This window comes from Bradyrhizobium sp. SZCCHNRI20481 (assembly GCF_032485055.1).
Taxonomy (GTDB): domain Bacteria; phylum Pseudomonadota; class Alphaproteobacteria; order Rhizobiales; family Xanthobacteraceae; genus Bradyrhizobium.
Genome location: NZ_JAUEUE010000005.1, coordinates 162,732 through 184,121 on the forward strand (window position 1 = coordinate 162,732; position 21,390 = coordinate 184,121).

The 21,390-nt window shown below is 66.6% G+C and carries 19 protein-coding genes and 1 tRNA gene; 13 read left to right on the plus strand and 7 right to left on the minus strand.

Going from position 1 to position 21,390, the window contains the following annotated elements; all coding sequences use genetic code 11:
* The first annotated feature begins 172 nt into the window (after positions 1–172).
* The 4 genes from QX132_RS09670 to QX132_RS09685 all read left to right on the plus strand — a co-directional run bounded on the left by QX132_RS09670 (position 173) and on the right by QX132_RS09685 (position 6,208).
* Entirely contained in the window at positions 173–1,531 is a 1,359-nt protein-coding gene (locus tag QX132_RS09670; protein WP_316160896.1) for an aromatic ring-hydroxylating dioxygenase subunit alpha, read from the plus strand.
* A 193-nt stretch (positions 1,532–1,724) separates the two neighbouring features.
* Complete coding sequence (locus QX132_RS09675; RefSeq protein WP_316160897.1) at positions 1,725–3,164, plus strand: glutamine synthetase family protein; 1,440 nt, start codon at positions 1,725–1,727, stop codon at positions 3,162–3,164.
* A 339-nt stretch (positions 3,165–3,503) separates the two neighbouring features.
* A complete protein-coding gene (locus QX132_RS09680; RefSeq protein WP_316160899.1) occupies positions 3,504–5,108 on the plus strand; it encodes a hybrid sensor histidine kinase/response regulator in 1,605 nt (534 codons plus the stop codon).
* A gap of 62 nt (positions 5,109–5,170) precedes the next feature.
* Positions 5,171–6,208, plus strand: coding sequence for a magnesium and cobalt transport protein CorA (locus QX132_RS09685; protein WP_316160901.1), 1,038 nt, complete (start codon positions 5,171–5,173; stop codon positions 6,206–6,208).
* A 235-nt stretch (positions 6,209–6,443) separates the two neighbouring features.
* On the opposite strand, the gene QX132_RS09690 is transcribed toward QX132_RS09685, so the two are convergent.
* A complete protein-coding gene (locus tag QX132_RS09690; RefSeq protein WP_315797741.1) occupies positions 6,444–7,730 on the minus strand; it encodes a hypothetical protein in 1,287 nt (428 codons plus the stop codon).
* Positions 7,731–7,846: 116 nt separating this feature from the next.
* Here QX132_RS09690 and QX132_RS09695 point away from each other — a divergent pair, with 116 nt between their 5' ends.
* The 3 genes from QX132_RS09695 (at position 7,847) to QX132_RS09705 (ending at position 11,292) form a co-directional block, all read left to right on the plus strand.
* Entirely contained in the window at positions 7,847–8,575 is a 729-nt protein-coding gene (locus QX132_RS09695) for an SDR family oxidoreductase (RefSeq protein ID WP_316160903.1), read from the plus strand.
* 167 nt (positions 8,576–8,742) lie between these two features.
* Entirely contained in the window at positions 8,743–10,818 is a 2,076-nt protein-coding gene (locus tag QX132_RS09700) for a HAMP domain-containing methyl-accepting chemotaxis protein (protein ID WP_316160905.1), read from the plus strand.
* A gap of 168 nt (positions 10,819–10,986) precedes the next feature.
* Complete coding sequence (locus tag QX132_RS09705) at positions 10,987–11,292, plus strand: hypothetical protein (protein WP_316160906.1); 306 nt, start codon at positions 10,987–10,989, stop codon at positions 11,290–11,292.
* A 201-nt stretch (positions 11,293–11,493) separates the two neighbouring features.
* Here QX132_RS09705 and QX132_RS09710 read toward each other — a convergent pair whose 3' ends face one another.
* From QX132_RS09710 to QX132_RS09730, 6 genes are all read right to left on the minus strand, one after another.
* A complete protein-coding gene (locus QX132_RS09710) occupies positions 11,494–11,955 on the minus strand; it encodes a very short patch repair endonuclease (protein WP_315784694.1) in 462 nt (153 codons plus the stop codon).
* A gap of 19 nt (positions 11,956–11,974) precedes the next feature.
* On the minus strand, positions 11,975–13,114 hold the full coding sequence (locus tag QX132_RS09715; RefSeq protein WP_315784691.1) for a DNA cytosine methyltransferase: 1,140 nt from the start codon (positions 13,112–13,114) through the stop codon (positions 11,975–11,977).
* Positions 13,115–13,118: 4 nt separating this feature from the next.
* Positions 13,119–14,066, minus strand: a complete 948-nt coding sequence (locus QX132_RS09720; RefSeq protein WP_315784688.1) for a hypothetical protein — start codon at positions 14,064–14,066, stop codon at positions 13,119–13,121.
* A 183-nt stretch (positions 14,067–14,249) separates the two neighbouring features.
* The gene (locus tag QX132_RS33030) at positions 14,250–14,513 is read right to left on the minus strand and encodes a recombinase family protein (protein ID WP_409999127.1); all 264 of its coding nucleotides are present in this window, start codon (positions 14,511–14,513) and stop codon (positions 14,250–14,252) included.
* A 217-nt stretch (positions 14,514–14,730) separates the two neighbouring features.
* Positions 14,731–15,123, minus strand: coding sequence for a hypothetical protein (locus tag QX132_RS09725; protein ID WP_316160909.1), 393 nt, complete (start codon positions 15,121–15,123; stop codon positions 14,731–14,733).
* Positions 15,124–15,181: 58 nt separating this feature from the next.
* Positions 15,182–15,256 (minus strand) — tRNA-Thr (locus tag QX132_RS09730).
* A 352-nt stretch (positions 15,257–15,608) separates the two neighbouring features.
* On the opposite strand from QX132_RS09730, the gene QX132_RS09735 reads away from it, so the two are divergent.
* From QX132_RS09735 to QX132_RS09760, 6 genes are all read left to right on the plus strand, one after another.
* On the plus strand, positions 15,609–15,791 hold the full coding sequence (locus QX132_RS09735; RefSeq protein ID WP_315773782.1) for a hypothetical protein: 183 nt from the start codon (positions 15,609–15,611) through the stop codon (positions 15,789–15,791).
* A 43-nt stretch (positions 15,792–15,834) separates the two neighbouring features.
* Entirely contained in the window at positions 15,835–17,535 is a 1,701-nt protein-coding gene (locus QX132_RS09740) for an FAD-dependent oxidoreductase (RefSeq protein ID WP_316160910.1), read from the plus strand.
* A gap of 150 nt (positions 17,536–17,685) precedes the next feature.
* Positions 17,686–18,975, plus strand: coding sequence for a UDP-N-acetylglucosamine 1-carboxyvinyltransferase (gene murA / locus QX132_RS09745; RefSeq protein ID WP_316160912.1), 1,290 nt, complete (start codon positions 17,686–17,688; stop codon positions 18,973–18,975).
* A 24-nt stretch (positions 18,976–18,999) separates the two neighbouring features.
* On the plus strand, positions 19,000–19,449 hold the full coding sequence (locus QX132_RS09750; protein WP_316160913.1) for a DUF2948 family protein: 450 nt from the start codon (positions 19,000–19,002) through the stop codon (positions 19,447–19,449).
* A gap of 87 nt (positions 19,450–19,536) precedes the next feature.
* Entirely contained in the window at positions 19,537–20,832 is a 1,296-nt protein-coding gene (hisD, locus tag QX132_RS09755) for a histidinol dehydrogenase (RefSeq protein WP_316160915.1), read from the plus strand.
* Positions 20,829–21,335, plus strand: coding sequence for a UPF0262 family protein (locus QX132_RS09760; RefSeq protein WP_015663966.1), 507 nt, complete (start codon positions 20,829–20,831; stop codon positions 21,333–21,335). The genes hisD and QX132_RS09760 overlap by 4 nt, the downstream gene beginning before the upstream one ends.
* The last annotated feature ends 55 nt before the right edge of the window (positions 21,336–21,390 follow it).

Consider the following 21,390-nt stretch of genomic DNA (forward strand, 5'->3'; position numbering starts at 1 on the left):
TGAAGCTGCAGTCCGTTGGCCCCTCGGCTTCGGTTGTAGCTTTTTCACTTGCGCTTCTCCCCACTTAAAGCGAATCTAATCTGGGCGAACATGTGTTCGTCTAGCGAACATTATTAGATGATCGCGTGACGCTCAACGCCCGACTTGCGACGGAACAGGAGAGACGGCCATCATGATGAGCCAGGAGCAGAACGACCTGATCACGCGCGTCGGACCCGGCGCGCCCGCCGGTAAACTAATGAGGATGTACTGGCAGCCGGCCGCGCTGGTCGATGAGCTCGCGGGCGAGCGGCCGGTGCGCGCGGTGAAGCTGCTCGGTCAGGACTTCGTGCTCTTCAAGGATGCGCAGGGCCGCTACGGACTACTTGATCGCGATTGCCCGCATCGCGGCGCCGATCTCGCCTTCGGACGGCTGGAGAACGGCGGGTTGCGTTGCGCCTTCCATGGCTGGCTGTTCGACGCCGACGGCAATTGTCTGGAGACGCCGGCCGAACCGGCCGGCTCGCCGCTGTGCAAGAACGTCAAGCAGCGCGCTTATCCCGTGGTCGAGAAGGGCGGCATCCTCTGGGCCTGGCTCGGCGATGGCGCAGCCCCGGCGTTCCCGGACCTCGACTGCTTCACCGCGCCCGACGCCTACACCTTCGCCTTCAAGGGCCTGATCGAATGCAACTGGCTGCAGGCGCTGGAGGTCGGCATCGACCCGGCGCATGCCTCGTTCCTGCACCGCTTCTTCGAGGACGAGGATACGTCGACCGCCTATGGCAAGCAGTTCCGCGGCGCCTCCGCCGACAGCGAGCTGCCGATGACCAAGGTGCTGCGCGAATATGATCGTCCGATCATCAATGTCGAGCGCACCGAATACGGCCTGCGCATCATCGCGCTGCGCGAGATCGATGCCGAGCGCACCCACGTCCGCGTCACCAATCAGCTGTTCCCGCATGCCTTCGTGATTCCGATGAGCACGGAGATGACGATCACGCAGTGGCACGTGCCGGTCGATGACGAGACCTGCTACTGGTACGCGATCTTCACCAGCTACGGCGCGCCGGTCGACCGGGCGAAGATGCGGGCACAGCGGCTCGAGCTCTATGAGCTGCCGGACTATCGCTCGCGCAAGAACAAGAGCAACGACTACGGCTTCGATCCCCGGGAGCAGGCGACCGCGACCTACACCGGGATGGGCAACGACATCAACGTGCACGACCAGTGGGCGGTGGAGTCGATGGGCCGGATCCAAGACCGCACCCGCGAGCATCTCGGGCAATCCGACAAGGCCATCATCCAATATCGCCGTCTGCTGCGCGAGCAGATCGAGAAGGTCGCGGGCGGCGAGTCGCCGATGCTGTTCCTCGATGCCGCTGAGGCCCGCAGCGTGCAGGGCCCGGCGACGATGGACGGCATCGGCCCGACGCGCGGCTGGGAGACCTACTGGATGGAAGTCGACGTCCGCCGCCGCCGCAACGCCCCCTGGGCCCCGCCGGTGCCGGCGGATATCATTCGGCTGGCCCCGCATCTGAGCGCGGCGGAGTAGCTACTTTGCTCCGAGTTGCCGTACGGTGGCCAAGGCCGGCGGAATGGCGCAGCGTGCCGTCCGACGGCGTACCCACCATCCACGTGCACCGTCGCGGCGGTGGGCGCGTCGTGTTCGCAGCGTCCACTGGCGCAACAGCGGAGGCCGCGCCGCGAACGCGCCTTTGCCCGTCCTACGATTCGAGGAGCCATCGTTGAGTTTCGTCGACAAGCATCAGTTGTGGACCGTCGAGCAGGCCGAGGCCGCAGCGCGCATGCGCCGCCTCGCCGAGGAGCACGGCCTCACCACCATCCGCTTCTCGTTCCCGGACCAGCACGGCATCCTGCGCGGCAAGACGCTCACCGTCGATGCGGCGCTGTCCTCGCTCGAGGACGGCTGCTCGATCACGACGACCCTGCTTGCCAAGGATACCTCGCATCGCACCGTGTTTCCGGTGTTCACCGCCGGCGGCGGCTTCGGCATGGCCGAGATGCAGGGCGGCAGCGATGCACTGATGGTCGCCGATCCCACCACCTTTCACGTGCTGCCCTGGGCGCCCGGCACCGGCTGGGTGCTGTGTGATCTGTACTTCGCGAATGGCGCGCCGGTGCCGTTCGCCACGCGCAATCTCTATCGGTCGACATTGGCGACGCTCGATCAGCGTGGCTATCAGTTCAAGGCCGGCCTCGAGGTCGAGTGCCACATCTTCAAGGTCGAGGATCCCAGGCTCGCGCCCGGTGACGCCGGCTCGCCCGGCCAGCCCGGCGTGCCGCCGACGGTCAGCCTGCTGACCCAGGGCTATCAATATCTCACCGAGCAGCGCTTCGATCAGATGGAGCCGGCGCTCGAGATCATCAGGGCGAACCTCGTCGCGCTCGGCCTGCCGTTGCGCTCGATCGAGCTCGAATATGGCCCGAGCCAGTGCGAATTCGTGCTGCAGCCGGGCATCGGGCTGGCGCCTGCAGATACGATGGTGCTGTTCCGCAGCGCCGTGAAGCAGATCGCGCAGCGCCACGGCTATCACGCCACCTTCATGTGCCGGCCGCGCATCCCCAACGTGATGTCGTCGGGCTGGCATCTGCACCAGTCGCTGGTGGCGCGCGACGGCAGCAACGCGTTCATGACGGAGGACGCCGAAGGTCTGTCCACGCTCGGCCGTCACTACATGGCGGGCCTGCTCGCGCATGCGCGCGCCTCCGCGTTGTTTTCGACGCCGACGATCAACGGCTACCGGCGCTACCGCGCCTATTCGCTGGCACCGGACCGCGCCATCTGGGGCCGCGACAACCGCGGCGTCATGATCCGCGTGCTCGGCGGCCCCGGCGATCGCGCCACCCGCCTGGAGAACCGCATCGGCGAGCCCGCCGCCAATCCCTACCTCTACATGGCCTCGCAGATCGCAGCCGGCCTCGACGGCATCGATCGCAAGCTCGATCCCGGCCCGTCCGCTGACGTTCCCTACGAGACAAAGGCAGATCTCCTGCCGAAATCCTTGGGCGAAGCGGTCGATGCGCTGAAGCAGGACGCGTTTTTCCGCGAAGCCTTCGGTTCGACCTTCATCGACTACTACACCTTCCTCAAGACCGCCGAGCTCGAGCGCTTCCAGGCCGAGGTCTCGGACTGGGAGCAGCGCGAATATTTCGAGATGTTCTGACCACGATGCAGCGCATCGCACGCTGCGCGTCAGCCCGCCGTCGACCCGGATGCTCTGCCCGGTGATGTAGGCCGCGCTCCGTCGGCGGACGCGCAACATCCTCGTCGCGCGCGCAATGCGCCGACGATGATGCGGCGCGGGCATTTCCATATCCGCCGGATTTGTTCCCCCGCCGCCTCCTCGCATTTTCGTGAGCCCTGTGTGCGCCGTCCCGCGTGCAGGCATGCCTGCGGGAACCCGATCCCATCCATCGGCATATCGAAGGGGCGCGTTGCGCAACTCACGCCGGTGCCGGCGCGACCCTGCATGTCATGGAGAGAGAAGGCGGAGCAAGGAAGCATGTTGGAACACAAGCCGCAGCGCGATCGCGCGGTCGTCGACAGCGGCGATGCATCCGATCTGTCGTCGGAGCGCCACGACATCTTCTTCGCGGCCGTCGAGACCACACGGATGCCGATGATCGTCACCGATCCGCGCCAGAACGACAATCCCATTCTGTTCGCCAACCGGGCGTTCCTGGAAATGACCGGCTACGAGATCTCCGAGATCGTCGGCACCAATTGCCGTTTCCTGCAGGGGCCGGACACCGACCGCGACACCATTGCAGCGATCCGCACGGCGATCGCCAACCGCCAGGACATCGCGGTGGAGATCCTCAATTATCGCAAGAATGGTGCTGCGTTCTGGAATGCGCTGTTCGTCAGCCCGGTCTACAACCGCGACGGCGAGCTGGTCTATTATTTCGGCTCGCAGCTCGACGTGTCGCGCCGCCGCGACGCCGAGAGCGCGCTGGTGCAGTCGCAGAAGATGGAGGCGATCGGCCAGCTCACCGGCGGCATCGCGCACGACTTCAACAACATCCTGCAGGTCATCATCGGCTACACCGAGACCCTGCAGGGCGCCGTCGCCGATCTGGCCCCGCGGCACCGCCGCGCCGTCGAGAACATCCGCACGGCCGCCAATCGGGCCGCGACCTTGACGCAGCAGCTATTGTCATTCGCGCGCAAGCAGCGGCTCGACAGCCGGCCGATCAACCTCAACAACATGATCGAGACCATGGTGCAGATGGCGCGCCACACGCTCGGCGACAGCGTGCGCATCGTCGTCAAGGCGCAGCCGGGCCTGTGGAACAGCCGCGTCGACCAGACTCAGGCGGAGGTCGCGCTGCTCAATCTGTTCGTCAACGCGCGCGATGCGATGCCGCACGGCGGCACGTTGACCATCCGCACCGAGAACAAGGAGATCGCGGAGGAGGACATCGTGCAGTTCGGCGTGCCCAAGGGCGGGCGCTATGTCGCGCTGAAAGTGTCCGACGACGGCGTCGGCATTCCGCACCATATTCTCGCGCGGGTCGCCGAGCCGTTCTTCACCACCAAGGAGGAGGGCAAGGGCACCGGGCTCGGCCTCGCCATGGTCTACGGCTTCACCCGCCAGTCCGGCGGCAGCACCTATATCTACAGCGAGGTCGGGCTCGGCACGACCGTGCAGCTGCTGTTTCCGGCGACCGAGCAGGCGATCGCCGCGCCCTCGATCCGGCCGCAGATGGCGATGGAGCGGTCGGGCAGCGAGCGCATTCTGATCGTCGAGGATCGTCCGGACGTGGCCGAGCTCGCGCGCTCGATCCTGGAGGATTTCGGCTATCGCATCGAGGTCGCCGCCAATGCGCATGCCGCGCTCGAGCTGCTGGATTCGGAGGCCCGCTTCGATCTCCTGTTCACCGATCTCGTGATGCCCGGCGGCATGAACGGCACCGTGCTGGCGCGTGAGGCGCGCAGGCGCCAGCCGAAATTGAAGGTGCTGCTCACCACCGGCTATTCCGATGCTGCGGTCGAGCGCGCCGATGCCAACATCGGCGAGTTCGAGATCATCAACAAGCCGTACCGCCGCACCGATCTGGTCCGCCGCGTCAGGCAGTTGCTCGACGGCCCGACCGGCGTGACCTGATGCGACGCTTGACCCGGCGAGTCCTCGCGTCGAAAGTCAGCCCGGAAAGCGGAGATTCAGCCATGCGTTCCGTCACGATGCAGACAGCGGCCGATGCGCCGGCCGTGCCCACGCGCGGCGCGTCGCGCGAGCCCGGCGTGGTCGCGGCCAGCGTCTATGCCGATGGCCGCCGCGTCGCCGACATCGCCATCGAGGAGGCCGGCGCCTGGAGCAGGCGGCCGGGCCATGTGGTGTGGATCGGGCTGCATGAGCCTGATGCTGCGCTGCTGCAGCGCGTGGCCGAGCAGTTCGGGCTGCACGAGCTCGCGATCGAGGATGCGTCGAAGGCGCATCAGCAGCCCAAGGTCGAGCGCTACGGCGATGCGCTGTTTGTGGTCGCCCGCACCGCGCAGCTCGTCAAGGAGCACATCGTGTTCGGCGAGACCCACGTCTTCGTCGGCCCCGGCTTCGTCGTCTCGGTGCGCCACGGCGCCTCGACCTCCTATGGCGCGGTGCGCGAGCGCTGCGAGAGCTGTCCCGGCTCGCTCGCCAAGGGCGAGGACTACATCCTCTATGCGATCCTCGATTTCATCGTCGACAACTACCGCCCGGTGACCGAGAGCATCATGGCGGAGGTCGAGACGCTGGAGGAGGTCGTGCTGCAGCGGCCGCTCGCGCGCCACGAGGTCGACCTTCTGTATCGCCTGCGGCGCGACCTGCTGCGGCTGCGCCGCGCCGTCGGCCCGGTGGTCGACGTCTGCAAGCGGCTCGAGCACGTCGACAACGTCGCGATCGATGCCGAGATGGCGCCGCTGTTTCGCGACGTCCTCGACCACGCCAAGCGCGCCGAGGAGGATGCGGATTCCCTGCGCGAGATCCTCGCCTTCGTGTTCGAGGCCAGCATGATGGCCGGCCAGGCGCAGCAGACCGACATCGCCCGTCGGCTCACGGCCTGGGCCGCGATCCTTGCGGTGCCGACCGCGGTCGCCGGCATCTACGGCATGAACTTCGAGCACATGCCGGAGCTGAAATGGCAATACGGCTACTACGCGGTGCTCGGCTTCATCGCCACTGTCTGCAGCGTGCTGTATTGGCAGTTCAGGCGGCGCGGGTGGCTGTGAGTTGACGGACCGTTGGTCCCTCCTCCCGAAGCGGGTCCGGTCACTTGCGAGCGGCGCGAGGCGTTGCCCCGAATCCCTGCGCCAAAGCGATGCGCGGTGCCAGTGCACTGAGTGCGGTGGCGCCGAGCACGACGTGGCGGCGTGTGACATCGAAATCCGAGCTGCTCATTGGACCCCCCTTGCGGCATGATAGGTTTGCCGTTGAGGCGGCAAGGCGCGTGCCATGGTGCAGCGGTCACGCCGCCGCGGATCGCCCCTGATGCGCGAACCACCACGCGGCGATGGCGTCCGTCAGTTCGTCCCAGATCGCGGTCGGCAGGTCGGGCACGGCGACGCGCACGCTGTAGCGATCCGTGGTGGCGTCGTGAAACCATTCCGTCGCAGCGAAATCGAAGCCGAAGCTCCCGGCGTGGCGGATCGGCAGCCCGGCGCGCCGCAGATCATCACTCATGGCGGTCGCGGCTTGCCGCGCGGTGGCCTCGTCCAGAGGCGCGCGGCCTGCCAGCGTGACGTAGAGGCCGTGCGCGAAGTCGAGCTCCGCGGTCAGTTCGGGAAGCGTCGTTGCGAATTGGCGCCGCGCGCGCCGGCTGTTGCGCAGGATGGCGGCGACGCGGCGCGCGGTCAGCTCGCGATAGGCGGGCAGGCCGACATAGGGCGGGAAATGCGCCGGCAGCGCGGCGCCGCCGAGCAGCCTGACGGCGTTGCGCGTCTCGTCCGGCAGCGTCTGAAGCGCAACGCGGCTTGCAGAGCCGGCATTGGTCCAATCGCTGAAAGCGACCGAGCCAAGCCGGCCGTACTCGGCGCCGAGCGAGTCGAGCTTGGTGTGGCTGCGCACCATCACGACCGGCACGTCCCAGCGCCGCGCCCAGGCCAGCACGCGGCGAATGCGGCCGGAGCCATTGGCAAAGCAGGTGGTGTCGAAGATCAGGAGATCGATCGCCGGGCGGTCGCAACTCAGCACGGCTTCGAAGCGCGGCGCGGTCGCGCTGGAATCGATCAGCAGCAGCCGCGGCGCCGGCGAGGGCTGCGCCAGCGCGTCGGCAAGGCCGCGGGTCAGCGTCACCGGGCGCAGATGCCGCGCATGCGCCGCGACCAGCTCCTGCGTCTCGCCATAGGAGCCCGGCAGCATCAGCAGGTCCGCCGTGCTGCCGAGAACGGGCCGCGTCGCCAGCAGCAGCGCCGCGATCGCGGCCATGCCGGAGATGGTGTAGATCGTGTCATGGCGGCTCTCGCCCACCGCATAGAATGACGGCCCGCGCACGTCGAGATCCGCGCGCTGATAGTCGTAGCTGAAGGCGAACGGGCCGGCGCGATGATCGGCGGCATCCGCCCAGGCGGTCTCCGTCGCGGTCCAGTCGCCCAGCGCGTGCTCTGCCTTCAGCGCGGCCGTGAGCTGAAACTTGCGCCGGATGACCTCCATCACGGCGCGCGGCGCCGGCAGCGCATGCGGTCTCCGCAGGCAGCCGTTCAGGAGCTGCAGCTCCTGATGCTTGCGGGCGAGATAGGCTTCGATCGTCTCCATCGGGCTCTTCACGGGTGATGCGGCCGGGATGCAACGCGCAGGGATCGCGATGGGTCCAAACGCGGTACGGTAGCGCTGCGCGATTTGCTGTAGTCTGGCCGGACAAGGAGGAGATGATGGGCAGGGAACTCGAAGGTAAGGTGGCGGCGGTCACCGGCGCGGCGTCGGGCATCGGGCTGGCCAGCAGCGCAGCGATGCTGGCGGCCGGCGCGCGCGTCGTCATGATCGATCGCGACGCCGCGGCGCTGGCGAGCCTGCGCGCGCGGCACGGCGACGCCGTGATCCCCGTGGTCATCGACCTGCTCGATCCCACGGATTGCGCCACCCTGCTGCCGCGCGTCCTCGATGCGGCCGGCCGGCTCGACATCCTCCACGCCAATGCCGGCAGCTATCTCGGCGGCGATCTCGTCGACGCCAGGACCGACGCGATCGACCGCATGCTGAACCTCAACGTCAACGTCGTGATGAAGAATGTGCGCGACGTTCTCCCGCACATGATCGCGCGCGGGACGGGCGACATCATCGTCACCAGCTCGCTCGCGGCGCATTACCCGACGCCGTGGGAGCCGGTCTATGCGTCGTCGAAATGGGCGATCGACTGCTTCGTGCAGACGGTGCGCCGCCAGGTGTTCAAGCACGGCATCCGCGTCGGCGCGATCTCGCCGGGCCCGGTGGTGACCGCGCTGATCGCGGACTGGCCGGCCGAGAAGCTGAAGGAGGCGCGCGAGTCCGGCAGCCTGCTGGAGCCCTCAGAGGTCGCCGACGTCGTGCTGTTCATGCTGACCCGCCCGCGCCATATGACCATTCGCGACGTCGTGATGCTGCCGACGAACTTTGATTTGTAGGCGGGGCGGGCCGGGCGCTCGGTCCGCTCGCGGCTCGAACAGCAGCCCGCTCGGATGGCCTGGTGCACATGCGCTGGGGCCAGCCCCCGTTGAAATACGGGATTCGATTTAAGCACAACCTTAATCATAAGGAACCTAGCGTGGGCCCGCGTAATCCGGGGGCAATGATGAAAATCGGCCGACTTTTTGCAATTTCGATGCTTTCCGTGACGGCTTTGGCCGTCCTCCCTGCTGCACAAGTCGTGATCGAGCAGGTGAAGGCGGTCAGCGACAAGGCCGAAGCGATCAAGACCGTCGAGGCCTTCGGCGCGGTGCTGCTGTTCGCCCAGGATGTCGTGGGTCACCGCGCGCCCTACATCACGCCGATCTTCCAGGAAGGTCCCGCAACCCCCGCGCAGCTCGAAGGCGTGCGCAAGATCAGGCAGTCGTCCGAGGCGTCCTTCGCGAAAGCGCGCGCACAGTTGACGAGCGTGTCCGATAGCGAGGCGATCACCCGCAGCCTGGACCAGGCGTCGTCCAAGCTGTCCGAGATCCTTGCCAAGGTGGACCCCACGCTGACCGCGCCGCTGAGCGCGCGCGACCCGGCTGCGATCAAGAGCTTTCTCCCCGGGGTCACCCAGGTGGCTCTTGCGATCGAGCCGATTCTGAACCGTCTGCAGAACCGCATCGCCAATGCCGACGCGTCGCTGACGACGCTGCTCGACGTCGCCCGCACGGCGCAAGACCTGCGCGTGACCGCCGGCGGTCGTGCCGCCGCGCTGTCGCCGGCGCTCAGCGCCCGCCGCGCCGTGGCTGCGGCCGAGAAGGCGGCGATGGATCGCGCCCAGGGCCGCACCGAGGTCGACCGCGAGCGCCTGGAGGCCGGCATCGACCAGCTCGGCAATCCGGAGCGCCTGCTCACGGCCTTCAAGGACGCCCGGGAGGCCTATTTCGGACGCGCCGTTCCGATCGTCGACAAGGACATCGCCGCCGGGCTCGGCGATCTCAACTACGCACTCACCGCCGACACCCTGGCCGATGCGGTCGTCCCGGCCGTGCAGAAGTTCTTCGTCGTGCGCGACGCCGCGATCGCCGAGGCGCGCGACCGCGCCGTCGCGGCGCGCGATGCAGCCTATCTGATGCTCGCGCTGGCGACGGCGGTGGTCGTCGCCCTCGCCGGCATTCTCGTGTTCGTCACCATGCTGCTGCGCCGCCGCGTGATCAACCCGATCGTGAACCTGACCGGCCTGATCGGCCAGATGGCGGCCGGCAATGACGACGTGACGATTCCGACGATCAATCGCGACGACGAGATCGCCGCGATGGCCGGCTCGCTGCAGACGTTCAAGGAGGCGCTGCTGGAGAAGAAGCGCGCCGAGCAGGCGGCCGCAGCCGACGCGCAGGCCAAGATCGAGCGCGGCCAGCGCGTCGAGCGCTTCACCCGCGAATTCGAGATGGCGATCGGCGAGGTCGTCGGCGTCGTGTCGTCGGCGTCGGCCGATCTGGAACGCTCTGCCTCCTCGCTGACGACGACGGCGGGCCGCTCGCTGGAGCTCGCCACCGTGGTCGCATCGGCCTCCGAGGAAGCCTCGACCAACGTGCATTCGGTCGCCGCGGCCGCCGAGGAGATGAGCTCGTCGGTCACCGAGATCAGTCGCCAGGTGCAGGACTCCGCGCGCATCGCCAACGAGGCGCTGGCGCAGGCGCGCAAGACCAACGACAACGTCGCGGAGCTCGCCAAGGCAGCGGCGCGGATCGGCGATGTCGTCGAGCTGATCAATGCGATCGCCGGACAGACCAACCTGCTCGCGCTCAACGCCACCATCGAGGCCGCCCGCGCCGGCGAGGCCGGACGCGGCTTCGCGGTGGTTGCCTCGGAGGTGAAGGCGCTGGCCGAGCAGACCGCCAAGGCGACCGGCGAGATCGGCCAGCAGATCGGTGGCATCCAGGCGGCGACCCAGGAGTCGGTCGGCTCGATCAAGGAGATCGGCGAGACCATCGCCCGGATGTCGGAGATCGCCTCCGCCATCGCCTCCGCCGTCGAGGAGCAGAGCTCGGCGACGCGCGAAATCTCGCGCAACGTCCAGCAGGCCGCTCACGGCACCCAGCAGGTGTCGGCCAACATCGCCAGCGTCCGGCAGGGCGCCGACGACACCGGCTCGGCCTCGTCGCAGGTGTTGTCCGCCGCGAAGTCGCTGTCCGGCCAGAGCAGCCGCCTCCGCGACGAGGTCAGCCGCTTTCTGGACTCGGTGCGGGCGGCGTAAGGAAGCGCCGACTGCGGCGTGGCGGTCCGCTGATGCGCATAGCCCGCATGAGCGTCAGCGACATGCGGGGGGCCTTCGTAGGTGTCGCGAACGTACAACCCAGGTTGGCGACCTCTGCACGGTCCACGGTCGAACGTGAGAGAGAATGACTCGGACCGAGCCTTCTCAGTGGCCGTGTATAGACAGGCTCCTGCGCTGCTCCGCGATTTCCCTGACCGCGCCGAGCATGCGCCGGCGAATGAGGCCGCTCGTCGGCCGTATCAACAGCCAATGTGGCAGGAACATCAGATACGACGTGCGGTCGGGACAATGCACGCGCGTCTCGGTGATCAGGCGCGTGTGCTCGCCTTCGGGCTCCGCCGCTCGCCGCGGCCGCTCATCAAGGCGCGGATCAGCCAGACGCTGAAACCTTTGACCTGCTCGAGTTCGGACGAGGTGATCGACCTGGCGAAGGAAAATCTGCTGCCGCGATGAGATGTGAGCGGAAGCAGCCGAGTGAAAGAGGGAGTGCGCCGGCGCGTAGTTCGAGCCCAGCTCTTGTCTCGCGCGAGCGCTCCACTCCCTTCCCCGCGTGCGGGGAAGGCTCGCTGTGTATCAGCCGCGTGAGCAGTTGTCGCGGGAAATCGCCCCGACCAATTGTTTGCTGAGCCTTGCGACACGCCGGGCATGGCGGGTCTATTGCCCGCCAACACGACCAAGGAATTTGCGGAGTGTCCGTTTGATTTGCCGCTCGTCTTCAAGCTCGCATTGCCATAGCACCAAGGTTCGCCAACCGAGATCACTCAGCTCTTGCAGGACGCGTGCATCGCGTTCCTTGTTCTTCGCCAGCTTGGGGCCCCAGTACGAGGAGTTGGAGCGCGGCGGTCGACCATACCGGCAGTTCTCATGCCCGTGCCAGAAGCAACCGTGCACGAAGATTGCGGCCCGACGTTTGACGAACACAAGATCGGGTGATCCCGGCAAATCTCGACGCGAAAGGCGATACCTGTAGCCGAGCCCGTGTGCGATCTTCCGGACCCGAAGTTCGGGCCCGGTGTTCTGCGACTTTACTTGGCGCATTATGTGCGACCGAACCTGCGCCCGGTCTTTAAGCGGCCTAGGCGGGTGGGGGCTTGCAGTGCGACGCGTCACAGTCATTGCACAGCCTGCCCCGTGACTACTCCGCTGCCGATGCGAGTGCGACTTTGCCCAAGGACGCGCCACGCATCCGTGCTTTTCTCTGAGCAACGCGTTCTTCGTCTGACATTGTCATCGGGGCGGCCCGATTGGTCGGGTCGCCTTTGAACCGTCTCGGTGACAGCGTCCATCGCATCTGCTCTGCAACGCATTGGGCAATCGCCGCGGCAAGAGGAGGAGGAACCGCATTGCCGACCTGTCGGTACTGCTGAAGGCGAGGGATGCGATCCGGCCAAATGAAGTCGTCGGAAAAGCCCTGAAGCCTTGCGCTCTCGCGAACGGTCACGACGCGGTCGTACTTGTAGTGGATCGGTCTCAGAGGGGAGAAATTTCCGCTGCCAGCACGAAGGGTATACGACAGGCGATCGGGGTGGAGTCGGTCATGGAATGAGCCACGTTCACGGCGTCCCTGCTGAAGTGAGCGGAATCGCTCCACCATGTCGGCGCTGTGCATTGTCGGCTCATGATTGTGAATGCCGGTACTTCCGAACTCGCCAGCATCCGGAAGATCGCCGATCGCTTGCTTCGTGGTGGTGTACGGCTGCAAGTTCGGCCCATGTGTTGCCGTGGGACCTCGGACATTCTTACGGCCTAGAATGCCGATTACGATCAGTCTCTTTCGCGCTTGCGGCACGCCGAAATCCGCAGCAGACAGCACGTCGTGCCAAATCCCATAGCCGAGGTTAGAAAGCCCCCGCATCGTCTGCTCGAAGATTTCGCCCCCACCCAACTTCGCTAAATTGGGTACGTTCTCTAAGACGATTGCTTTGGGCCGCAGTTCGCCAACAAGCCGAACGTAGTGCCCCATCAAGTCTGCGCGTTCGTCGGCCGCCCCACGCCTCTTGCCTACAATAGAGAAGGGCTGGCAAGGCGGGCCACCGATCAGGAAGTCGATCGAGCTGAGCCCCGAAAGCTCAAGCAGCTCACTTCCCGACGCTGTCGCTAGGTCGGCGACGAATCCTTTGCTTCCCCGGTACTCATGGTTGTAACAGAAGGCGTCGACAGCGCGGCGGTCGATCTCAAATCCTGCGGCAATATGCAGGCCAGCGTCGAGGAATCCGGTAGACAGCCCCCCGCAACCTGCAAACAGTTCAATACCGATCTTTTGACCATGTGACATTGGGTTACTGCTTCGGAGCGTTGGTGGCGCGAATCGCGGCGATCTGCGCCTCTGAGGTGGCGATGGTGTAGCTTTTGGCCCGTACGACCTTCAAGTCCGCGGCCTTATTGGGAGAGTTGAACTCCATGATGTGAACGACCGACTGGTAGTCGACTTTCACCGCAAGGGGGCGCACGGTGAGCCCTGGAAAGTAACGGCGTGCATACTGAACCATGTTGTGAATCTGGACCCTGTTGAGGGCGTCTGCCACGGCCTTTGCCTCAATCGGGAAAATGATGGGGACATCGTCGTCGGACTTCGCGATGCCGACGTCGATTGCGTCCAGTTCGGCTTGACCGACGCCCGGCACCGATTTCCGAACGTGGGAGCGAAGTCGGTAGATCGTCATGCCCGTGAAGTGGTCAAGAATTCGGCAGTAGCTGATGACAGACAATAGCGCTTGTTCGTCCATCTCGGCCACCGTTTCCGGTAACAATCGCCGAACGGGCATAGGGGTCGTATCGATGGCGGACGTCGGCGCCGTTGCCGGAGGCTCGATGATGCCTGCGGTAGCCTTTTCGAACTGGTATTGACCTCGGCCGATCGGTCGAAGGATGTGGAATCCGAGATTGAGAATTTCATCCGGCAAAACCGTACGTGACCGCATACGATAGACCACATCCGCCGGATTGCGTGAGGAGATCGCGTTAGGGTCTTTCGATTCCGCTCGAACCTCCTCCACGGCGTTTCGCACATCGTCGAGGCTAAACAGCACGCTCGATGCACCCGGTCGGTATCTCGCCTTAAAAATCTTCAAAATTACTGGAACGTAGACCTTTGAGTTCTTGCCATGGCTTTGCAGGGCCTTGACCTTCTGCGGCGCGATAGGCTCAGCTATAGCATCCGTGACCTGATCTGCTTTTGACGCACGTTTGCGGGCTTCTTTCTGTGAGCCGTTATCTTCGCCGCCCATGGTACTCGTCCGCCCCAATTGTTCAAATCACTATTGCCCGGAATGTATCGGCACGTCGACACGGCGCAGAATACACCTTGGGGACAAAAGCACTGATTGCAGGGAACTGGAATGATCATCCCCAAATTGCGCAGGAGTCGATCCCGCGTTCAGCTTGACGACCCTAGTCGCGGCAGGTTCATCCTAGCCGCTATCGGCTGTAATTCTTGATAACATGCGGGCGACCCGTGCTGGCGCCCATAAATCTGAACCGCGCGGAGTGGCGATACGCCGTTCGTTCAGAGCCCTCGCGATGCCGCTCAGTGAGGTGACGCCGGCTGCCCGTATCTCCTGAACGATTGGAGCTAGATCCCTGGTCCGCTCAGCGGCTCGAACTGCCTGCGCCTCCCGATCGGCCTTGCGGGCAGCATGAGATAGTCGCGCTCCGCGGTCCCCGCCGAGCTGCACGCCGCGCTTCTTCGCCGCCGCCAGGGATTACGGTGACGGATTACGGGATTAGGGTGACGCTGCACCAAACAAAGCCCCCTCCGCCGCTCGCATCCCAGCTCTGCTAAAACTGCCCGTCGTGCCACTCTGCCGCACTCATTCCCCTTGTGTCGTCGGGCAAATCACCTGCACATTTCTGGCCGTCCCGTGCCCATCGAAGAGGGGCGTTCGCGAGTCGTCACGAGCGTTGGGTGTGGGATGCGGTGGCCGGGTCGGAGTTGCAGCGCGCATTCGCGAGCGGACGAACAACTTCGATACGGACGATGAAGTCGCGTGGTCCTGGCCTCCCGATGCTGAGGTCAAGCTCGCTGATGTGCGTCAGTGCATCGCGGGTGATGGGGGCAACAAAGCCCGGTCCCCAGGGAGAGCGCGTATAAATCGTAAGCCCATTGCGCAGGGAGGGCCGGGTGTGTTCGGCCAGACCTGTGGTACCTGCCGCCTGCATTTTTTTTCGCAGGCGGGCCACGGGCGCGGCCAGCGCCCGGCCTTCCCTGCGCCCTCGATTTCCGGAGAGGGCGGTGCTGCAGCAGAGCTCGGACGCAAATTGCGCCGCGAGGCCGATGACGCGCATCTGTGCGTGGCCTGCGGTCCCGAGGCGTCGCCGAAGATCATGTCGGGGAAGAATGCCCTGGTGCTGCCGGACAGGATTGAACTGTCGACCTCTCCCTTACCAAGGGAGTGCTCTACCACTGAGCTACGGCAGCAAAGGGACTGGCGGGGACAGGCCCGAAGGCCGCGACCGAACGCGGGCGGTTCTTGCCACAAGGTCCCCGCCTGCGCAAGCGTGGCTCGTCCGGTTTTCGGGGAAAGACGTCAGCGTGATGCATCGAAAGGGAGCGAAAGACCTCCGAAATCGGACCGAAATCACCCGTTCGCGGCGGATTCTCGCGGTTGGCCGCCCTTGGCGTCCCCAATGCCCGGGTCGCGCCGGCAACTCCCCATCCGGGCAGGCGACGGCCGGTCGGGCGGAACCTAGCGTCTGCGTCGCCAACGCCTCTTGGCTTTCGCATCTGCGGCCCCAATTGTGCCTCTGGTATGGGGTGACCGGGGGGAGGGATGACGGATAAGACCGGGAAGGCGGCGCCGAAGGGCGCGCGCGAGGAGCGGCTGAAGCAGGCGCTGCGCGAGAACCTGAAGCGGCGCAAGGCGCAGAGCCGCGAGCGCAGCCAGGCGGTGACGGCCGAGGAGGGCGGCTCGGACGAGGCCGCTGCCGGCGGTCCGGACGATTCGAAGCGTTGAGCAGATTGCAAGCGGGGTGGGCGTGATGGCAGCGGATGAAGGGATGACGGTGGAGGCAGGGGCACAGCGGGCGGAGCTGGCGAAGACGCTGCCCCGCTTTGAGCAGACCTTTCCAGAGCTGACGCCGCCGGAGATCGCGCGTCTGCGCGGCTTCGGCGAGATCCAGACCTATCGCGACGGCGAGCTGCTGTTCGAGACCGGCAAGCCCGGCCCCGGCATGTTCGTGATTCTCAAAGGCCATGTCGCGATCACCCAGCGTGACGGCCTCGGTCACGTCACGCCGGTGATCGACCAGGGGCCAGGGCAGTTTCTGGCCGAGATCGCCCAGCTCTCCGGCCGCGTCGCGCTGGTCGACGGCCATGCCGAGGGCGACGTCGAGGTCATCCTGATTCGTCCCGAACGGCTGCGCGCGCTGCTGATCGCCGAGGCCGAGCTCGGCGAGCGCATCATGCGGGCGCTGATCCTGCGCCGGGTCAACCTGATCCAGGGCGGCGCCGGCGGCCCGGTCATGATCGGCCCGCCGCAATCGGCTGCGATCGCGCGGCTGCAGAGCTTTCTTACCCGCAACGGCTTTCCGCACCATCTGCTCGATCCCGCTGATGATCACGACGCGGCCGATCTGATCGCGCGCTATTCGCCGACGCCCGCCGAGCTGCCGCTGGTGGTGGTGTCCGACGGCAGCGTGCTGCGCAATCCCAGCGAGAGCGAGCTGGCGCGTGCCGTGGGGATGATCGGCGGCCCGCGCGGCGAGAAGATCTACGATGTCGCGGTCGTCGGCTGCGGGCCGGCGGGCCTGGCCACCGCGGTGTATGGCGCCTCCGAAGGTCTGTCGGTGGCGGTGCTGGACTCGCGTGCGTTCGGCGGCCAGGCTGGCGCCAGCGCCCGCATCGAGAACTATTTTGGCTTCCCGACCGGCATCACCGGCCTCGCGCTGACCGCGCGCGCCTTCAACCAGGCGCAGAAGTTCGGCGCCGAGATCATGATCCCGGTGTCGGTCAATGCGCTCGATTGCGAGCGCAGGGCCGACGCCTTCGTGCTGGCGCTCGAGGGTGGCGACGAGGTGCGGGCGCGCTCGGTGGTGGTTGCCAGCGGTGCGCGCTATCGCCGGCCTGATCTCGACCGGCTCAAGGAGTTCGAGGGCCGCGGCGTGTGGTACTGGGCCTCGCCGATCGAGGCGCGGCTGTGCGCTGGACAGGAGGTTGGGCTGGTCGGCGGCGGCAACTCCGCCGGCCAGGCCGCGGTGTTTCTGGCGGGGCACGTCAAGAAGGTGCGGATGATCATCCGCGGCGGCGGGCTTGCCGCGTCGATGTCGCGCTATCTCATCGAGCGCATCGAGGCGACGCCGAACATCGAGCTGTTGTTCAACACCGAGGTCGTCGCGCTCGATGGCGGGGCCGACACGGGGCTCGAACGCATCACCCTGAAGAGCCGGCTGTCCGGCGAAGAGACGCCCGCCGACATCAGCAATCTCTTTCTGTTCGTCGGCGCCGATCCCGCCACCGGCTGGCTCGACGGCTGCGGCATCACGCTCGACCGCGCCGGCTTCGTCGTCACCGGCGCGCAGTCGGAGCAGAATGCCGGGCGGATGGTGTCGCCGCTCGAGACCTCGGTGCCCGGCGTCTATGCGGTCGGCGACGTCCGCTCCGGCTCGGTCAAGCGCGTCGGCGGCGCGATCGGCGAGGGCGCCCAGGTCGTCGCCGCGCTGCACGGGTTTCTGGCCGATGCGCTCGTCCCGCCGGTCTGATTCGCGCGTTCCCGCCGCGGCGGGCCGCACTGTCAGGGGATGAATTCCCCGGCGATGCGACCTGCCGTTGCGAACCCATCAAATCGCCGTAATGTCGGTCCTGTTGCGCCGACCTTAGCCCAATTTCCCGGCCAGCCCCACAGGACCAGCATGGATCGCATTCGCATCGTCGGCGGCAACCCGCTTCGCGGCACCATCCCGATTTCGGGCGCGAAGAACGCCGCCCTGCCGCTGATGATCGCGGGTCTTTTGACGCCGGAGACGCTGATCCTGGACAACGTCCCGCGCCTTGCCGACGTCGCGCAGCTTCAGCGCATTCTCGGCAATCACGGCGTGGACATCATGTCGGTCGGCAAGCGTCCCGGCGATGGCCAGTACCAGGGCCAGACGCTGCAGATCTCGGCGGCCAACATCATCGACACCACGGCCCCCTATGAGCTGGTGTCGCGGATGCGCGCCAGCTTCTGGGTGATCGCGCCGCTCTTGGCGCGGATGCACGAGGCGCGGGTGTCGTTGCCGGGCGGCTGCGCCATCGGCACGCGGCCGGTCGACCTCCTGATCATGGCGCTGGAAAAGCTCGGCGCCAGCATCGAGATCGATGCCGGCTATGTCGTCGCCAAAGCGCCGGGCGGCCTGCGCGGCGGCACGATCGATTTCCCCAAGGTCACCGTCGGCGGCACCCATGTCGCGGTCATGGCCGCGAGCCTCGCCAAGGGCACGACCGTCATCACCAACGCCGCCTGCGAGCCGGAGATCACCGATCTCGCCGACTGCCTCAACAAGATGGACGCGCACATCACCGGCGCCGGCACGCCACGCATCGAGATCGAGGGCGTGGCGTCTCTGCACGGCGCGCGTCACACCGTGCTGCCCGACCGCATCGAGGCCGGCACCTATGCGATCGCCGCGGCGATGACCGGCGGCGATGTCCGGCTCGCCGGCGCGCGGCCGGAGCTGTTGCAGTCCGCGCTCGACGTGCTGATCGAGGCCGGCGCCGAGATCACGAGCGACGCCGAAGGCATCCGCGTCGTCAGAAACGGCCACGGCATCCGCCCGGTGCAGGTGACGACCGCGCCGTTCCCCGGCTTTCCGACCGACCTGCAGGCCCAGCTGATGGCGCTGATGGTCTGCGCGCAGGGCGCCTCGGCGATCACCGAGACCATCTTCGAGAACCGTTTCATGCATGTGCAGGAACTCGCGCGGTTCGGCGCGCGGATCAGTCTCGATGGCGAGACCGCTCGGATCGAGGGCACCTCGAGCTTGCGTGGCGCGCCTGTGATGGCGACCGATCTGCGCGCCTCGGTGTCGCTGGTGATTGCCGGGCTTGCCGCGGAAGGCGAAACCATGATCAATCGCGTCTATCATCTCGATCGCGGCTTCGAGCGGCTGGAGGACAAGCTGAAGGCCTGCGGCGCCACGATCGAGCGCATCCGCGAGTGAGGGCGCTGCCAAGAGGATGAGACCGTGACCGACCGGCTCAAACTGATCGCGCTCGATGCCGACGATCTCGCCGTGATCTCGGCCCATGTGCAGGATGCGCGGGTGCAGGCGGCCGACATCATCTGGCGCCAGGCCGAGAAGCGGCTTGTGATCGGCATGAACCGGCTCGACTGGGACCAGGCGCTGCATGGTGAGAGCGAGCCACGCCGTCTGCTGGCGGCGCTGCGGTTCGACCGGGTGCTGGCCTGCAAGTCGCGGCGGATCGACCTCGCCGCGCCCGCGGCCGTGCTGGAGCTGATCGGCATCGAATTCCATGCCGGCGCCGAGCCGCCCGCCGGCAGCGCGCTGCTGCTGTTCTCCCATGGCGGCGCATTGCGGCTCGATGTCGAATGTCTGGAATGCGAGCTGACCGATCTTGGCGAGGACGATCTCGGCACCAGCGATATCGATGGCGGTCCGCCGCTGACCCGGTAGGCGCCTGTTCAAAGGGTTGACGGCCCCGCGCTGCCGCGCCATTGAGCAGGGGGTCGGGGGCAGCCACCCCTTCGGAAAGTGCCAGAGATGCCCATTCGCCTGTCCCGCGCCAGCACCGATTTCGACACTCAGTTTCGGCAGTTTCTCGCCGCCAAGCGCGAGACCTCCGCCGACGTCGAAGCCGCCGCGCGCGCCATCGTCGACGACGTCGCCAAACGCGGCGATGCGGCGCTGCTCGAGGCAACGCGCAAGTTCGACCGGCTGGAGCTCGACGCCTCCTCGCTGCGCGTCAAGCCTGCCGAGATCGAGGCCGCCTTCAAGGCCTGCGATACGGCCACGTTGGACGCGCTGAAATTTGCCCGCGACCGCATCGAAGCCTTTCATCTCAAGCAGCTGCCGCAGGACCAGCGCTTCACCGATGAAGCCGGCGTCGAGCTCGGCTGGCGTTGGAGTGCGATCGAATCGGCAGGGCTCTATGTGCCGGGTGGCACTGCGGCCTATCCGTCCTCGGTGCTGATGAACGCCATTCCGGCCAAGGTCGCAGGCGTTGCGCGCCTCGTGATGGTGGTGCCGGCGCCGGACGGCAGGCTCAATCCGCTGGTCTTGGCCGCCGCCCATCTCGGCGGCGTCTCCGAGATCTACCGCGTCGGCGGCGCTCAGGCGGTGGCGGCGCTGGCGCATGGCACCGCGACGATCGCCCCGGTCGCCAAGATCGTCGGCCCGGGCAACGCCTATGTCGCCGCCGCCAAGCGGCTGGTGTTCGGCAAGGTCGGCATCGACATGATCGCGGGCCCGTCCGAGGTGCTGGTGATCGCCGACGACAGCGGCAATGCCGACTGGATCGCGGCCGATCTGCTCGCGCAGGCCGAGCACGACGCCAGCGCGCAGTCGATCCTGATCACCGACAGCCGCCGCCTCGCCGATGACGTCGCCCGCGCCGTCGAAGGCCAGCTCAAGACGTTGCCGCGCGCGTCGATCGCCGGCGCGTCCTGGGCCGATTTCGGCGCCATCATCGAGGTCGAGCATCTCGACCAGGCGGTGCCGCTGGCGGACGCCATCGCCGCCGAGCACCTGGAGATCATGACGGCCGATCCCGACGCGTTCGCGGCCAAGGTCCGCAATGCCGGCGCCATCTTCCTCGGTGCGCACACGCCGGAGGCGATCGGCGACTATGTCGGCGGCTCCAATCACGTGCTGCCGACCGCGCGCTCGGCGCGGTTCTCCTCGGGCCTCGGCGTGCTCGACTTCATGAAGCGCACGTCGCTGTTGAAATGCGGCCCCGAGCAGTTGCGCGCGCTGGGGCCAGCGGCGATGACTCTGGGCAAGGCCGAGGGTCTCGACGCCCATTCACGCTCCGTGGGAATACGCCTCAATCTGCCATGACCCAGCACCCGCCAGGCGACGACCGGACCAATCGCATCGTGGCGGTGACGCTCGACGAGGAGTCGATCGGCCGCTCTGGTCCGGACATCGAGCATGAGCGGGCGATTGCGATCTACGACCTCGTCGAGGAGAATCTGTTCGCGCCCGAAGGTGCCGACGGCGCCGGTCCGTTCACCCTGCATCTCGGCATCACCGCCAACCGGCTGATGTTCGACATCCGCCGCGAGGACGGCACGCCCGTCGTAACGCATCTGTTGTCGCTGTCGCCGTTCCGGCGGATCGTGAAGGACTATTTCATGATCTGCGACAGCTACTACCAGGCGATCCGCACCGCGACGCCCGACAAGATCGAGGCCATCGACATGGGCCGCCGCGGCATCCATGACGAGGGCTCGCGCACCCTTCAGGAGCGGCTGAAGGGCAAGGTGCGGGTCGATTTCGAGACTTCGCGCCGGCTGTTCACCCTGATCACCGTGCTGCACTGGAAGGGCGAGGGCCAGTGATGCCGTCCGCGCTGCATCGTCGCCTGCTGCCGGGCCCGGCCACCTTCGCGGCCGA